Annotated in this window: 10 protein-coding genes and 1 pseudogene; 3 read left to right on the top strand and 8 right to left on the bottom strand. The window is 69.8% G+C overall.

All coding sequences use genetic code 11. The features are described 5' to 3' along the window. Positions 1-13: 13 nt before the first annotated feature. Complete coding sequence (gene glnE, locus AC3A57_RS14535; protein WP_487579552.1) at positions 14-2872, bottom strand: bifunctional [glutamate--ammonia ligase]-adenylyl-L-tyrosine phosphorylase/[glutamate--ammonia-ligase] adenylyltransferase; 2859 nt, start codon at positions 2870-2872, stop codon at positions 14-16. Between the two features lie 754 nt (positions 2873-3626). On the opposite strand from glnE, the gene AC3A57_RS14530 reads away from it, so the two are divergent. The 3 genes from AC3A57_RS14530 to AC3A57_RS14520 all read left to right on the top strand — a co-directional run bounded on the left by AC3A57_RS14530 (position 3627) and on the right by AC3A57_RS14520 (position 8803). Beyond that, the gene (locus AC3A57_RS14530) at positions 3627-4130 is read left to right on the top strand and encodes a hypothetical protein (RefSeq protein WP_487579551.1); all 504 of its coding nucleotides are present in this window, start codon (positions 3627-3629) and stop codon (positions 4128-4130) included. Positions 4131-4145: 15 nt separating this feature from the next. Further along, positions 4146-5600, top strand: a complete 1455-nt coding sequence (locus AC3A57_RS14525; RefSeq protein ID WP_487579550.1) for an XVIPCD domain-containing protein — start codon at positions 4146-4148, stop codon at positions 5598-5600. A 197-nt stretch (positions 5601-5797) separates the two neighbouring features. Then, positions 5798-8803 carry a WG repeat-containing protein gene (locus AC3A57_RS14520; RefSeq protein WP_487579549.1) on the top strand — a complete coding sequence of 1002 codons (3006 nt, stop codon included), beginning with the start codon at positions 5798-5800 and terminating at the stop codon, positions 8801-8803. A 28-nt stretch (positions 8804-8831) separates the two neighbouring features. Here the strand turns inward: AC3A57_RS14520 and AC3A57_RS14515 are convergent, their stop codons facing one another. The 7 genes and pseudogenes from AC3A57_RS14515 to AC3A57_RS14485 all read right to left on the bottom strand — a co-directional run bounded on the left by AC3A57_RS14515 (position 8832) and on the right by AC3A57_RS14485 (position 14911). Next, the gene (locus AC3A57_RS14515; RefSeq protein WP_487579548.1) at positions 8832-10805 is read right to left on the bottom strand and encodes an esterase/lipase family protein; all 1974 of its coding nucleotides are present in this window, start codon (positions 10803-10805) and stop codon (positions 8832-8834) included. 123 nt (positions 10806-10928) lie between these two features. Then, positions 10929-11318: a DUF4189 domain-containing protein gene (locus tag AC3A57_RS14510; RefSeq protein ID WP_487579547.1), complete on the bottom strand. Its 390-nt coding sequence runs from the start codon at positions 11316-11318 to the stop codon at positions 10929-10931. A 254-nt stretch (positions 11319-11572) separates the two neighbouring features. Next, entirely contained in the window at positions 11573-11977 is a 405-nt protein-coding gene (locus AC3A57_RS14505) for a DUF4189 domain-containing protein (protein ID WP_487579546.1), read from the bottom strand. Between the two features lie 86 nt (positions 11978-12063). Continuing rightward, positions 12064-12468, bottom strand: coding sequence for a hypothetical protein (locus tag AC3A57_RS14500; protein ID WP_487579545.1), 405 nt, complete (start codon positions 12466-12468; stop codon positions 12064-12066). A gap of 94 nt (positions 12469-12562) precedes the next feature. Then, a pseudogene (locus AC3A57_RS14495) lies at positions 12563-12865 on the bottom strand (DUF4189 domain-containing protein); the annotation flags it as partial. A gap of 179 nt (positions 12866-13044) precedes the next feature. Then, on the bottom strand, positions 13045-14175 hold the full coding sequence (locus AC3A57_RS14490) for a TrbL/VirB6 family protein (protein ID WP_487579544.1): 1131 nt from the start codon (positions 14173-14175) through the stop codon (positions 13045-13047). Between the two features lie 22 nt (positions 14176-14197). After that, positions 14198-14911: a hypothetical protein gene (locus AC3A57_RS14485; RefSeq protein ID WP_487579620.1), complete on the bottom strand. Its 714-nt coding sequence runs from the start codon at positions 14909-14911 to the stop codon at positions 14198-14200. Between the last annotated feature and the right edge of the window lie 79 nt (positions 14912-14990).

Genomic DNA, 14990 nt, shown 5'->3' with positions numbered 1-14990 from the left:
GCGCGGCCGCGAATCAGGATCCGGCGCCGCGCAAACCCTGCTCGCGCATCGCCGCATCGATCGCCGCGCGCGCGGCCTGGATCGGCGCGGTCTGCGCGACCCGGCGCGGGCGCCGGTCCAGGGTGCATTCCAGCCCGGCCGCGAGCAGCACGCCGTGCGCCGCGGCCAGGGCCTGCGCCTGCGCATCGCCGAGCCGGCCGGCGGCGCGCGCGGCCTCGATCAGCCCCGGCGTGTCGCGCGGGCGCAGCAGCGCCGGCGCCTGGGCCGAATCGCCCAGCACCCGGTGCTGGAGCAGGAATTCCAGGTCGACCAGGCCGCCCTGGCCCTGCTTGAGGTCGAAGTGCGCCGCATCGCTGCGGTCGAGCTCGGCGCGCATCCGCGCGCGCATCGCCGCGACCTCTTCGCGCAGTTTGTCCGGGTCGCGCGGGCGCGCCAGCGCCTGCGCGCGCACCGCTTCGAAGCGCTCGCCCAGGCCGGCGTCGCCGGCGACGAAGCGCGCCCGCACCAGGGCCTGATGCTCCCAGGTCCAGGCGCGCTCGAACTGGTACTCGGAAAAGCTCGCCAGCGACGACACCAGCAGGCCCTTGGCGCCGTCCGGGCGCAGCCGCACGTCGACGTCGAACAAGCGCCCGGCCGCGGTCACCGCGCCGAGCAAGGCGACGATCTTCTGTGCCAGCCGGGCGAACCAGCGCGGCGCGTCCAGCGAGCGCGCGCCGTCCGACCAGGCGCCGCCCTCGACCGCGGGCGCGTCGTACAGGAACACCAGGTCTAGGTCGGAACCGAAACCGAGTTCCTCGCCGCCCAGGCTGCCGTAGCCGAGCACGGCGAAGCGGCCGCCGGCGATGCGCCCGTGCGCGGACGCCACTTCGCTTTCGGCTAGGGCGAGGATCCGCACCACCACACCGTCGGCCAGCCAGGCCAACTGGCGCGCGCTGTCCTCGGCCGACTGGCGGCCGTCGCGCAGGGCCATGGCAATGCGGAAGCTCAGCGATTGCCGCACTTCGTTGAGCGCCTGCAGGGTCGCCTCGGCGTCGTCGCCGCCGTCGACTTCGGCGCAGGCCGCCAGCAACTCCTCGCGCCCCGGCAGCGGCCCGACCACGCGCGCATCGAGCAGTTCGTCGAGCAGCAGAGGATGCGAGGCCAGGCGCTCGGCCAGCAGGGCGCTGCGCGAGACCACTTCGACCAGTCGGGTCAGCGCCGCGGGCTGTTCGTCGAGCAAGGCCAGGTAGGCGCTGCGGCGCAGCACGTTGTGCAGCAGCGCGAGCAGGCGCTTGAGCGCGAGCATCGGCTGGGTCGACCCGGCCGCGCCGTGCAGCAAGGCCGGCAGCACCCGGTCCAGGCGCACCCGCGCCGCATCCGACAGGCCGCGCACGCCGGGGCTGCGGGCGAAATCGCGCAGCGCCGCGTCGGCGTCGGCGGCCGGCTCGAAACCGGCCTCGTCCAGCACCGCCGCTTCGCCCGCCTCCGGCAGCGCGCGCCAATACGCGGTCAAGGCGTCGGGCGCGGCACGGCGCCGGCGCGGCGCGAGCAGGGCTTCGAACTCGGCGGTGACGCGTTCGCGGTGATGCGCCAGTTGCGCCTGCAGCGCCTCCCAATCGGGGTAGTCCAGGCCCAGGGCGATGCGCGCGCGATCCTGCGCGGTCGCGGGCAGCGCATGGGTCTGCGCGTCGCCCAGCATCTGCAGGCGGTTTTCCAGCCGACGCAGGAAGCGGTAGGCCTCGGCCAGGTCGGCGCCGGCGGTCTCGCCGATCTGGCGTTGCGCGACCAGCTCGCGCAAGGCCGGCTGCAAGCGACGGCCGCGCAGTTCCGGCTCGCGGCCGCCGCGGATCAGCTGCAAGGCCTGGACCAGGAATTCGATCTCGCGGATCCCGCCCGGCCCGCGCTTGATGTCGTCGGCCAGTTCCTTGCGCGCGACCTCGGCGCTGATCGCCGCCTTCATCGTGCGCAGCCCGTCGAGCGCGCCGAAGTCCAGGTAACGCCGGTACACGAACGGGCGCAACGCGGCCAGGAAGCGCTCGCCGGCCTCGAGGTCGCCGGCCACCGGCCGCGCCTTCTGCCACGCGTAGCGTTCCCAGTCGCGGCCTTCGCGCTGGAAGTACTGCTCCATCGCGGTGAAAGACCACGCCACCCGGCCGGCATTGCCGTAGGGACGCAGGCGCAGGTCGACGCGATGACAAAACCCCTCGCCGGTGATTTCGTCGAGCAAGCGCGCCAGTTGCTGGCCGAGCCGGGCGAAATAGGCCTCGGCGTCGAGCGCGCGCGCCGGGTCGCGGCCGTCGAACTCGGTGCTGCCGTCGTGCTCGTAGGCGTAGACCAGGTCGACGTCGGAACTGAAGTTGAGTTCGCCGCCGCCGAGCTTGCCCAGGCCGAACACCACCAACCGCACCGCCTCGCCGTCGCGGGTGCGGACGCTGCCGCGCTGGCGGGCGAACTCGTCCTCCAGCGCGCGCAGGGCGCTGTCCAGGCAGCGCTCGGCCAGCGCCGTACTGCCGGCCAGGGTGTCCTCGACCCGATCCAGGCCCAGCGCGTCGCGCCAGATCAACCGGGTCGAGCCGGCGGCGCGGTAACGGCGCAGGCGCGTGCCCCAGTCGCTGCGGTGCTCGGGCGGCAGTTCCGGCGGCGCCGGCTCGGCGGCGCCGTCGTCGGCGGCCAGCGCCAGCAGCAGCGCCGGCTGCCGCAGCAGGGTGTCGATGGCGAAATCGCTGACCACCGCGACCCGCGCCACCCGCGCGACCAGGCGCGGATCCTCGAGCGCATCGCGCGCCTGCGCGGAGGCGGCGCGCAAACGCGCCAGCGCGCGCTCGGCGAGCGCGGCGGCGAGCGGATCGATGGCGGTATCCGACGCGGCGGCGGAAGGTTGCGAAGCAGGCATGCGCCGATGATCGCATGCGCCCGCCGCGGCGGCCTCGCGCACGGCGCGCGGCGAGCGACATGTCCGCGCATCGCCGGACTTCGCTGCCGATCGGCGCCGATGGCGCCGTCGCCGGGCCAAGCCTCGCTCGGCGGAGCGCATCCGGATCGCCGCGCAACCGCGCAGCAGACGCATCCGGGCTGTGCCCGACCCGGGCGACCGGCGCTGCCGCCGGAAAAAAACCGCGCAAATAAAAAGCCCGCTTCCGGTAGAACCGGTTGCGGGCTTGCTCCCTCCCCCACGTCGGGATGCGGGGCGATCGTGAAGGAAGCGTTATTGGGTTTGCACGCTGCAGTGCAAAACAGAACTTGCCAGTTCATTTGAAACGCGCCCGCCGACACCCGCGGGAGTTCCGCGGAAGCCAGCAGCGGCGGGACTGTTATCGATGACAGTCGACTTGTCCACAGCGGCGCGCGAGCAGGGCGCGAGACGCGCCGCAGCGAAACTGAATGGGGCAGCTGCGCGAGCATTGCGCCGACGCCGCAGCCGCAATGTGCCCGCGGTCGCAACTCTGTCCGGAGCCGCGCGCCTCCGCCGTTCATCAGGTGTCGCAGCCTGCTGTAATTCGCGGAGCGATTCGCGTTACACGGAGGAGACGCCAATGCCCCGCTCCCGCTTCCCCCGCACCGCGCGCGCGGCCGCCGTCCTGGCCCTGAGCCTGGCCTCGGCCGCTTGCGCGCATGCCCCAACATCGAATCCCATCAAGGAGGACCCCATGAGCACTGCCGCCAGCGGCACGCCCCACGTCACCGGCGAAGACATCAGCCGCCGCATGCTCAAGCTGATCGGCAGCCTGACGTCCAACGCCGACCTCAACGCCGACCACGTCCGCCGCCACACCGGCCTGGACATCCAGCTCGCCGCCAACGGCGACGGTTCCTTCGGCACCGGCGCGCAGCTGAACCCGGACTGGTCGTACAACCTCTACGTCACCCGCCCGGCCGGCGAGCACAAGAGCAAGCTGATCTTCGATTTCGCCCGCACCGGCGACCAGAGCGCGCCGATGACCCCGGTCTGCGGCCTGGACTTCGAGCATTACGCGCGCGAGCTCAAGAGCATGGGCTTCAACGGCAACGCCAGCTACGCCGAACACGGCCGCCTGGACCACTGGAACTTCAGCCGCACCGGCCTGTCGCTGCAGATCTTCGTCGAAGGCGAATCCAGCGAATCGCCGGCCAAGATCGGCCACCACTGCGTCAAGACCCTCACCATCGAATAAGGCAAGGAGGCCGTCATGCCCGCCAAGATCAGTCCCGAGCTGCAGAAGCTGCTCGACGAATTCGCCAAGCAGCCCGGCGTCAGCGCCGACGCCTCGGCCAATCTCAAATCCACCATCGAAGGCTCGCCGGCGCTGTCCAAGCAGCTCGACGACGCCATCGCCCAGGGACATCTGAAGTCGTTCAAGCCGCTGACCGATCCGCACGCCGGCGGCGCCTACAACGGCAAGGAACAGGCGATGCTGTTGCCGATCAAGGGCCTGGAGAAGGCGCCCGCCGGCACCTACGACGCCGGCAACATGACCTTCGTGCTCGGCCACGAGGTGCAGCACGGCTTCTACCGCACCGACCGCGACAAGGCGATCCAGACCTTCGCCACCGAAGCCACCGCGCTGGCCAAGACCGTCGCCGACAAGCACGACTACACCGCTTCGGTCGGCAAGGTGATCCAGGCCGACCGCGACAACGAGGCCAAGGCCCACATCGCCGGCTGGAACGCGCTGGTCGGCAACGTGCGCGAGACCAATCCCAAGGCCACCCTGGCCGACGTCTACGCCAAGTCGCCCGGCCGCGCCGGCGACTTCATCGACCGCACCGGCACCGCGCCGAACTTCAACTACGCGTTGAAGGCCGGGCTGACGGTCGAAGCCGATCTGTCGATGAAGATGAGCGCCGACAACGTCAAGTCGATGGGCAAGTACTACTTCGACATGCCGCCGGCGCAAGCGCGCCTGGGCCACGACGGCAAGTCGGACTACGCCAACTACTACGGCGCGTCGTACATGAGCTACATCAGCCAGCTCGAACACGCCCACGGCAAGACCGCCAGCGGCGGCAAGCCGCAGGTGCACCTCAACATGACCGAGCTCAAGCTCAACGAAAAGCTGATGGAGCAGAACGGCATCGACCTGGGCGCCAACTCGGCCGGGCGCCAGCCGTACTACGACACCAGCAGCAACCCGCCCAAGCAGAGCCATTTCGACCACACCAAGACCACCCACACCCACGTCAACATCCGCAACGCGCCGCTGGACGCGCTGCGCGAGCTGCAGGGCGACGGGCACGCGCACGACCACGCCAAGCTCGATCCGCGCAGCGCCGAGCACCCGGACCACCGGCTGTACCGCGGCATCCTCGACAAGGTCCAGGGCGAGTACGCGCGCCTCGGCGGCACCCTGCCGGAGCGCGACGCCGAACGCCTGGCCGCGGGCCTGGCCCTGGAAAGCAAGCGCAACCACCTGTCCAGTCCGGACCACGTGGTGCTCAGCGTCGATCCGGCCACCAAGGAAGTCGGCAAGACCGCATTCCTGGTCCAGGGCGACCCAAGCAGCCCCTCGCACCTGCGGGTGGGCATGTCGCTGCAGCAGGCGCCGCCGACCGAGGACGCGTTCCGCCAGCTCGATGCCTTGAACCAGCAACAGGGACCGGGATCGCAGACGCAACAACAGCAACAGCACAGCCGCGCGATGTAACGGCGGTCGGCGGGGAACGAGTGCGCAGGAACGAGTCGCTCGTTTCTCCGCGCTCGTTCTCCACGCCGCCCGCAAATGCTCGACCACGGCCGCCGCCGGCTGCGACCGGCCCGTCATTTCGCCGCTTCGCCCGTTGCGGCCAGGCTGCCGGCGCGAAGATCCTTTACCCTGCTCGCCCCGCCACGCAGGGAGCGTCCATGGGCAATCGGGTCTTCCTATATCTGTGTACGGAAGTCGAAGCCGCGCAAGGCGGCGGCCGGCCGTTCGCCGAGGCCAAGAACCACTTCCCGACTCTGTGGCAGCTGTTGCTCGCCGACAGTCGCGAAGGGCCGTCCAACGCCGCCCAGCGGTTGGCCTTCCTCGACACCGACACCGGCAACCTGATCGGCGACGCCGCCGCCGCGCGCGAGCGCTTCGCGATCCTGGAGCGCTACGTGGTCGGCCACCCGCGCCTGGACCGCATTCCCGGGCTGGGCTTGCAGTTCGAAGCCTTCCGCCGCTACTTCGAAGAGGAGTCGGCCCTGGTCCGCGCCGGCGCCGACCGCCCCGGCGCGCCGCTGAAGTTTTCCGCCGACATCGACGAACTGTCCTGGCTCGACGGCGACGGCGAAGATTTCATCGAGCGCATGGCCGCGCAGTGCAGCGCGTTCTGGCGCGAACTGCAGGAAGAAATCTCCGCCGACCACGCCGAGCGGGTGGCCGAGTTGCTCGAAGTCGAGGGACCGGCCTGGCACGTCGACGAATGGAGTTCCTGGCTGTGGCAGTTCGGTTTCGGCGGGCTCGACCACCCCTATTTCGGCCAGCGCGAACGGCCGCGGCGGATCGCGTTCGAGGCCTTCGAACACGACGACTACGCCGACCAGCCCGAACTGGGCCGCGACCGGATCCTGTTCGAGGCCGGCGGCCTGCGCGGCCTGCGCCGGCGCGGCGAATACGACGAGCACGACCGGCTGCAGCCCGGCGAGGTGCTGATTCCGGCGCAATGGCAGGACATCCTCGATGCCGGCCATGAAGCGCGCGAGTTGTACTGGGTCGCGCGCGAGGACCGCTACGGCCTGCTCGAACGCCATGCCGACGGTCGCCTGCAACTGTTGCTGGAACCGGTGCTGGACGAGGTCGACGAGTTCCAGGCGCTCGGCCCCTGCGCCCTGGCCGCGGTGCGGATCGGCGAGCGTGCCGGCCTGTTGCAGGACGACGGCGCCTGGCGCCTTTCGCCGGACGCGGCCTCGCCGCCGGCGCACGACATCGGCCGTTTCAGCCACGCTCGCGCCTGCGCGCGCAGCGGCGAACGCTACGGCTATCTGGACCCGGCCGGGCAGTGGTGCGTGGCGCCGGCCTTCGACGGCGGCGGCGAATTCACCGCCGCCGGCCATGCCGACGTGCGGCGCAAGGGCCGGGTCGGCCTGATCGACCGCCACGGCGCGCTGGTGCTGGAGCCGCAGTACGACGCGCTGGAATGGCATGAGGAGGCCGGCGCCTACTTGGCCCGGCGCGGCCGCCAGTGCGGCTGGCTGCACGCCGACGGCCGCGCCTGGGTCGGGATGGAATGGGACGAGATCGACGCGATGCCCGCCGGCGCGGCGATCCGGGTGCGGCGCAAGGGCCGCTATGGCCTGCTCGACTGGTCGGGGCGCGAATGCGTCGCGCCGATCTACCGCGCCTTGGACCTCGATCACGAAACCGTCGACGGCGCGCAGCCGGCCCGGCGCGAAGCGCTGCGCTACCTGGTACGCACCGCCGGCCGCGAGGGCGGCCTGGGCATGATCGACGCCGACGGCCGCGAACTGGTTCCGCCGGTGTACGACGAGTTGTCGGCGTTCGCATCGTGGATCGAGGCCGGGCCCGGCGAATCGGCGCACGAACACGACGAGCCCTGGCGCACGCCTCAGCACCTGATCGCGCTGCGGCGCGAAGTCGACGGCCGCGAGCGGCGCGGCGCCTGGGACCTGCGGCTCGGCCGCGAAGTCGTGCCCTGCGCGCACGATCACGTGTTCGCCGCCGCGCTGTACCGCGACGGCGACGCGGTCGTGGGCGGCTACCTGGTCGCCGAGGACCTGCCCGAGCACGAGGACCACGACCACGGCCGCCAGCGCATGCAGGTGCTGCGCGCCGACGGCGCCGTGCTGCATGCCGGCTACGCCTGGATCGGCGTGGCCCGGCTGCTGGACTGGAGCGAGCTGTCGGCGATCGCCCTGCACCTGTACCGCGCCTGGTCGGCGGACCAGCCGGTCGAGGCGGTGCGCAGCGACGACGACCGCTTCGAGTGGCTGCGCCGCGACGGCCGTCGCCACGATCACCTCGAGTGGTTGGCCGCCGGGTTCTCCGCCGGCGACCGCGGCGCCGCGCTGCGCCTGGCGCGCGAACTGCGCGACGGCTACGGCGTCGGCGCCGATCCGGCCGCGGCGCGGCTGTGGATGGCGCGCGCCGCCGGCATCGAGCCGAACGCGCCAGGACGGCGGCCCGGCCTGTTCGCGCGCCTGTTCGGCGCCGCCGATGCGGCTTGGGCGCCGGCCGGCGCGGCCGCCGATGCCAGCGTCGATGCGATGGACGAATTGGCGGCGATGCTGATCGACGGCGTCGGCGGCCCCGCCGCGCCGGCGCTGGCCCGGGACTGGCTGGAGCGGCTGCTCACGCTAGCGCCCGATCATCCGCGGGCGCAGACCCGCCTCGGCCATCTGCTGCAGAACGGGGTCGGCGGCGACGCCGATGCCGAGCGCGCGTTGCGCCTGTTCGAACGCGCCGCCGCGCAAGCCGAACCGGACGCGCTGTACAACCTCGGCCACGCGCATGAGTTCGGCCTCGGCACCGCGATCGATCACCAACGCGCGCTGGACCACTACCGGCGCGCCGCCGAAGTCGGCGACGGCGACGGCGCCCATCGCGCCGGGCTGGTCGCGCTGCGCCTGGGCGCCAATGCCGGCGCCGACCGCGCCGCCGCCGGCGCCGAAGCCGCGCGCTGGCTGCGGCGCGCCGCCGAACACGACCGCTACGCCGGCGCGCACGTCGCCGGCAGCGACCTGGCCGGCCTGCTGATGCGCGGCGAGGGCGTCGAGCGCGACGTCGAGGAGGCCGAAAGGCTGTGGCTGGCCGCCGCCGAGGGCGGCCATCGCGGCAGCATCGAGCACCTGCTGGCGCTGTACGGCGACGAGGACAGCGAGCGTCACGACCCCGAGCGCGCCGCCTACTGGCGCCAGCGCCGCTGAGCGACGCTGATCCGCCCTGCGCGGGCGCTCAGCGGCCGTTGCGGCGGTGGTGCTCGGCCAGATCGATGCGCAGGATCCGACGCAGTTCCTGAATCGCCTGCGGCGTCTCCTGCACGCTGTGGCCGGAGACGATCGCTTTCTCCGATTGCGCCCCCTCCAGGTGGGCGCTGGCGTAAGGCACCACGCCGTCGCTGGACTGCGCCAGCGGCAGCTTCGGATCGCGCCAGCCGACCACGGTGTGGTACGGCAGGCCGGCTTCCAGGGTCAGCCCGGCGGTGCTGCGCATGAACAACGAATTCGGGCTGAGATCGTCCGGCCCGGTCGGCGGACGGCCCTTGCGGAAGCCGATCTTCTGCAGCTGGTCCTGATCGAGCTGGCTGCGTTGGATCAGTTCGGCGGTATCGCGCAACACGTCGAACGGCAGCCGGATCAGCTTGCGCACCATGCGCAGCGGCCAAGCGTCGGTGACCACCGCGCCGCGATGCGGCGAGGCCAGGAACACGGCGCGGCCGAACTGCGGCATCGGCCGGAACACGGTCAGCTCGCGCACCAGCGGATCATCGCGCAGGCGCTGCGCGGTGGCGGCGTCGAAACCGCTCAGGCTGGCCTCGCGCACCTTGTCGCCGCTGTCGCTCAGCAGCAGTCGCGAGATCACCCCGCCCATGCTGTGGCCCACCAGCACCGCATCGCGGCTGGCGATGTCGTCGCCCTGCGGATCGTAGTGGGCGAAGGTTCGCGCCAACGCCGATTCGATCGCCGCGCGGTTGCCGAGGATGCTCAGGTTGGTCGGGTAGAACACCTGCCACAGCTGGTAGTTGCGGCGCAGGGTCTCGTCGCCGAGCAGTTCGTTGGCCAGGTTGACCCAGGCCTCCGGACTGCTCGCCAGCCCGTGCACCAGCACGATCACCCGCTTGTCCGGATCGTAGGGCTGGTTGAGGTAGACCCGCGGCGAGAACGCGCGCGCCTGCTTCGGCCGCAGCAGGCTCGACAGGCTCAGCCGCGCCAGTTCCGAGCGCGCCAGCCAGATGCCGTAGGCGGCCGAATAGTTCGCCGCCAGCGGCACGCTGCGCCCGGCGATGGTCTCGCTTTCGATCCGGAACGGGTTGTACACGTCCATGCGCGCGCTGCGCTCGGCCAGCAGCGCGTCCAGCGAATCGCCGCCGAAGCGCAGGGTCGCGGTGACCGGCAGGTAGCGGGTATCTCGATAGGGCACGTTCTCCGCCGCCGCCCCCTGCGTCGGCGCGCGGCGCGGGAACACCGCCACCAGCGAGGTGCCGAAGCCGTCGCGGCGGTACACCGCGCGCAGATTGTCGAAGCCCAGGGTGTCGGAGGCCAGCAACGCCTCCGGTTGCTGCTCGATCTCCGACGATTCGTAGCCGTGCAGGGCGATGCGCAACTCCAGGCCGCCGACCCGCACCGGGCTGGCGCCGACCTGGCCGCGGCTGGCCTCGAACGCGGCCTGGGCGACCGCATCGACGGCGCGGTTGTAGAAGCGCAGCATCCGCTCCTGCCGCGCCTCGAACACCCGCTGCTCCGGCGTACGCGGGGTCAGAAACAGGTAGGCGTAGGCATAACGCGCAGCCTCGATCGCCGCCGCGGTGCGCGCGTCGTCGGCCACGTCCGGCGCCGCGATGGCGGCCGGTTCGACCGGCTTGCGCGCCAGGCCGGCGCTTTCCGCCGCCCGGCTCACCGAAGCCGGCAAGGCGTTCATGCGCAGCAACTGCAGTTCCGCCGAAGCCGCCAGCCAGTCCTCGACCGGCGCCAGCGAGCGCAACTGCTCGATGCACGGCCCCGGCTCGCGCGCGCAGGCCTCCGGATCCAGCCCAGCCGAACCCAGCACGCTCGCCGCCGAGGCGCTAAGCCGGTCGCCGCTGAGCGCATCGATACTGCGCTCGACCGCGACCTCGCCGAAAGCGCGCTCCTTGACCTTGACCACGGCACAGCCGCTGCCGAGCAGGACGGCGAGGCCGAGCGCGAGCCAGGCGACGGGGGATCGGGACATGGAAACCACCGGAAGAGGGCCTGCGGTCATTGTCCGGGGTGGGCGGGGCGGGAGTAAATCGCCGGACTGCGGGCATCTCCGCGTCGACGGCGCCTTGGCCGGTTGCGAGCCGTACCGCTCGGGTCAGCGTAAGCGAACCGGGAAACTGCAGGCTTGGTAGTGGACGCGGCAATCGCCGTCGCGGCGCTTGCGGCATAGCGCCATGCCCACCCCGATGGCATGCTCGGCCGACACCGCCCTGATGTGCTCGGTCCCCGCGACGCCCCGGATCGTCGCCACGCATTGATTGCGATAAGTCATCTGGACCGTGCAACCGCGGCCGCCTTGCGCCCGGCACGCCCCGACGGCCCGTTCCTCCGCCGCGCGCCGGCGAGCGAGCCCGGCCGCGGCCGCCAAGACCTTGCGTTCCGCGTCGCCGGCGATCGCGCCCAGCGATCCGCCATTGCGGCTCGGCGGCCCAGGTGTCGCCGGAGACCGGGATCGGGCCGCAAGAGGCGACGTCCCCGCTGCCATAGGCAATCAGGCCGCTGGGACAACCGCCTTCTGCATGACACCCCCGATCATGGCTAGCGCCTTGGCGATGGCCATCGTCCCCGTCTTCGACTTTGTCGAGCGCATCCTTGCTTCGATGTTGGCCTACTCGCTTCGAAATGTAGAGCTGCGGCGGACGCGTACATTCGTTGGCGTTATTCCGGCCGTGCTCGCGTCGTCGCCAGAACCACCACCGCAAAGAATCTTAAGGCCCCGAAAGGCCTGTTTGCTGACGCTCAGCGGATACGGATCGGAAGGCTGCAGGCCTGGTAGTAGACATGGCAGTCGCCGTCACCGCGCTTTCGGCATGCGTCCATGCCGATACGGACCGCCAAATTCGTAGATTCCGCATGAGCGTTATTGGCCCCAGTCGCACCTTGCACTGTGGCCACGCATTGATCGTGGTAGGCAAGCTTGACCTTGCAGGCTACTCCACCGCGAATGCGGCACTCCGATAACGCGTCGCTGGATGCTTTTCGCTTACTGTCACGGTCGGCGACCGCGCCCATTATCCCCAGTGTTTCGTCAGCCGCGATCGCACCCCACCGCGACTTCCACTTCGGCCCCGCGGGAACGGACTCTCCAGGCACCGAAGGTATCGGAGCGCAAGTTGAAATCGAAGTTCCTTGGGCCGGAATCATTCCAGCCGGGCATCCCCCTTCCGCAAGCAAACAGCCAGAGATGGCGAAGAGACATATCGCTGTCGCCGAGCGAAGGGCGCTATTAGTCATTTCTTCTTGATCTCATTTTGGCTGAGAAAATTTCCACTTGGCACCACTCTGACGCTTGGATCGTAGCTAGATCCTTGCATTCGCTCCATTTGCGGAGCACCGGTGTCGCGGTTATGCGGAATGCCCCGTACCGGCTCGGTCGGCCCGGCTGATCCAGTGTGTGCTACACCTGCTCCACCCTGCCCCCCAAACGCCGAGAACTGCATGAAATTCCCCAGCGCCCCATGGAAGAACATCCCCACCATCGGTGGCACGGTGATCAGGGCGACGGTGAGGATCAGGCCCAGGCCGCCCTGCTGGATCGCCAGCGAGGACATGCCTTCGGCTTCCAGGCCGAGGATGCCGGCGGCCTTGGCGGCCCAGAGCGCGGCCGCGACCTTGCCGGTCAGCTTCAGCGCCATCGCCGACATCATGTTCGGCGACACCATGGTGGAGCGGCGGCAATAAACGAGAATCCATCGTCGCCGCTCCGCTAGCAACCGGTATCTTGGCGCCTTATTGAATCCGAACCGGAAGGCTGCAGGCCTGGTAGTAGACATGGCAGTCGGGATCGCCGCGCTTCGCGCACGCATCCATACCGAGTTTTTCCGCCTGCTCGACTGAACTCGACTTGGAATGAGTCACGCCCGTTTTTCCCTGAATCGTGACGAGGCATTGATTGCTGTATGAAGTCTCGATCAGACAGCTTATCCCGCCACGAGATTCACACTCCTTGATCGCGGCTCTTTCAGCGACATCCCTTTTTCGTCGGTTCGCAACCGCCCCCATGACGCCGTTGTTCGGATCGCTGGCCACAGCCCCCCAGCGGTTCGACCACACCGGTCCGCTAGGGACATCGTTTCCCGAGGTGGGAATTGGACCGCAGGACGCCACATCCGATCCTCGGTAAGGAATCATGCCTGGAGGACACCCACCCTCGGCGCTTACCGAAAGGGCAATGCCGTACAGGACTATCGCCTTAATCAAGACCGAGGCTTTCATTTCTTTCTGATCTCGTCCTGGTTCACCGGTTCGACCGCCGAGGGGTAGCTTCGTCTTGCGCCTTGGTCGTAGCTGGTTCCGGCTTTGCTAGCGCCATAGGTCGTCTCGTCAGGGTACTGCTTCGGTGATGCTGCGCCAGCCAGCGCCCGACCATGCCCCGACGGCCTATCCCCCTGCGTCTGGCCGCCACTGCCAAATGCTGGAAATTGCAGGAAGTTCCCCAGCGCCCCATGGAAGAACATCCCCACCATCGGTGGCACGGTGATCAGGGCGACGGTGAGGATCAGGCCCAGGCCGCCCTGCTGGATCGCCAGCGAGGACATGCCTTCGGCCTCCAGGCCGAGGATGCCGGCGGCCTTGGCGGCCCAGAACGCGGCCGCGACCTTGCCGGTCAGCTTCAGCGCCATCGCCGACATCATGCTCAGCGCCGCCATCGAGAAGAAGGTGGCGATGCCCGACATCAGCCATTTGCGGAACAGGTCGCGGGTCTGGTCGAACATCAGGCACAGAATGAACAAGGGCGCCAGGCCGACGAAGAAGGCGATGCCGAACTTGTACATCAGCATCAGCGCGCCGACCGTCATCGGCACGCTGGCGGTGCCGAATCCGGCCATCAGCAGGGCGCGCGACTTCTGTTCGCGGGTCTCATCGTCGCCGTCGACGATCCGCACCGCGTCGATCGCGTTCATCGCGATCTGCATGTAGGCCAGGTTCTGGTCCACCGCCTCCGCCGCAGTCTGGCCGCGGTTGCCGCTGACCGCCTCGTGGATCTCCTGGTCCAGGCCGGTGGTCAGCAGGCGGTACAGGTCGAGGCTGGCGAAGCTCATCGTGGTGGCCACGCCGAGGATCAGCGCGACCCTCATCCCGCTCACCACCAGCCCCATCATCGGCTCGCGCGACTGCCCGGTGGCGACGCGATAGCCCATGATCAGGAAATACAGCGTGGCCAGGGTGAAGGCGACGCTGGCGACCCAGCTCATCATGCGCTTCATCAGGGCGAAGCCGAAGGCGTTGATCTCTTCGGTGAAATAGTTGTTGATCAGCTTGTAGAACGCATAGTCGACCAAGCCCGACTGGGACTGCGGGGCCAGCCATGGGGCGAGGTCTGCGAGCGACGGCAGGTCCATTGCGATGGGTTCTCCGTCCGGATCAATGGCGCAACGCGGCCGCGAACAGCGCCGCCTGGATCACGTTGCCGATCAGCGTGCCCTTGTTGCCGTCCAGCGCACGCTTGGCCAGGCGCGACTGGTCGGCCTTGAGCGCAGCGATGTAGTCGTCGTAGGCCTTCATCCGCGCCTGCCAGTAGTCCAGCTCCATCGAGGTGCGCAGCATGAAGCGATGGGCTTCGTTGTCGTTGGCGGCCAGGGCGCCCTGGCTGGTGCCGGCGGCGTCGCGCTGCAGCTCGATCGACTCAAACTCGCGGTTGCGCGCCACCAGGGTGCGCAGCATCTGCACCGACTCGTTGTACTTCATGTTCTCGGCATAAACCCGGCGCTGGCACAGGGTCAGCTGCTCGCTGACCAGATTGCCGTCGAGCCTGGGCAAGGCCAGCCTGAGCGCCGCCGCGACCGGCTCGCGCGGCGCGGAGTCGCCCGGACACAGGTCGGCCATGCCGTGATCGGCCGCGCGCGGCGGGAAGTCGTCGTGCATCCGGGTCTGGCTGAAATTGATCCGCTGCACGCGAATCAGCTGCTGCTGGTAGTGGCTGGCGGTCTCGCTCCAGCGCTGCGCGGTCTTGCCGAACTCGATTGCGTCGACCGCGGCCTGGCGCACCTGTTCGACAAAGTTGGCTGGGTCGTACACGACCTGCTGCGCGGCTACCGGCGCCGCCGCGATCGCCAGCATCGCGCCCAGCCAGTGCACATTGCGCAATGCCTTTGCGCGCCGATACCTCGTCTGCAATCCCATTCCGCTTCCCGTCCTTGTCGGCCGACGGGCGCAC

Source organism: Lysobacter sp. Soil_C_15, assembly GCF_057657315.1.
This window is presented reverse-complemented; position numbering and strand designations above follow the sequence as displayed.

Bases quoted from the DNA above. Each gene is read 5' to 3' on its own strand.
- glnE (WP_487579552.1), bottom strand. From the start codon at position 2,872: ATGCCTGCTTCGCAACCTTCCGCCGCCGCGTCGGATACCGCCATCGAT.
- AC3A57_RS14530 (WP_487579551.1), top strand. From the start codon at position 3,627: ATGAGCACTGCCGCCAGCGGCACGCCCCACGTCACCGGCGAAGACATC.
- AC3A57_RS14525 (WP_487579550.1), top strand. From the start codon at position 4,146: ATGCCCGCCAAGATCAGTCCCGAGCTGCAGAAGCTGCTCGACGAATTC.
- AC3A57_RS14520 (WP_487579549.1), top strand. From the start codon at position 5,798: ATGGGCAATCGGGTCTTCCTATATCTGTGTACGGAAGTCGAAGCCGCG.
- AC3A57_RS14515 (WP_487579548.1), bottom strand. From the start codon at position 10,805: ATGTCCCGATCCCCCGTCGCCTGGCTCGCGCTCGGCCTCGCCGTCCTG.
- AC3A57_RS14510 (WP_487579547.1), bottom strand. From the start codon at position 11,318: ATGGCAGCGGGGACGTCGCCTCTTGCGGCCCGATCCCGGTCTCCGGCG.
- AC3A57_RS14505 (WP_487579546.1), bottom strand. From the start codon at position 11,977: ATGATTCCGGCCCAAGGAACTTCGATTTCAACTTGCGCTCCGATACCT.
- AC3A57_RS14500 (WP_487579545.1), bottom strand. From the start codon at position 12,468: ATGGCGCTGAAGCTGACCGGCAAGGTCGCGGCCGCGCTCTGGGCCGCC.
- AC3A57_RS14490 (WP_487579544.1), bottom strand. From the start codon at position 14,175: ATGGACCTGCCGTCGCTCGCAGACCTCGCCCCATGGCTGGCCCCGCAG.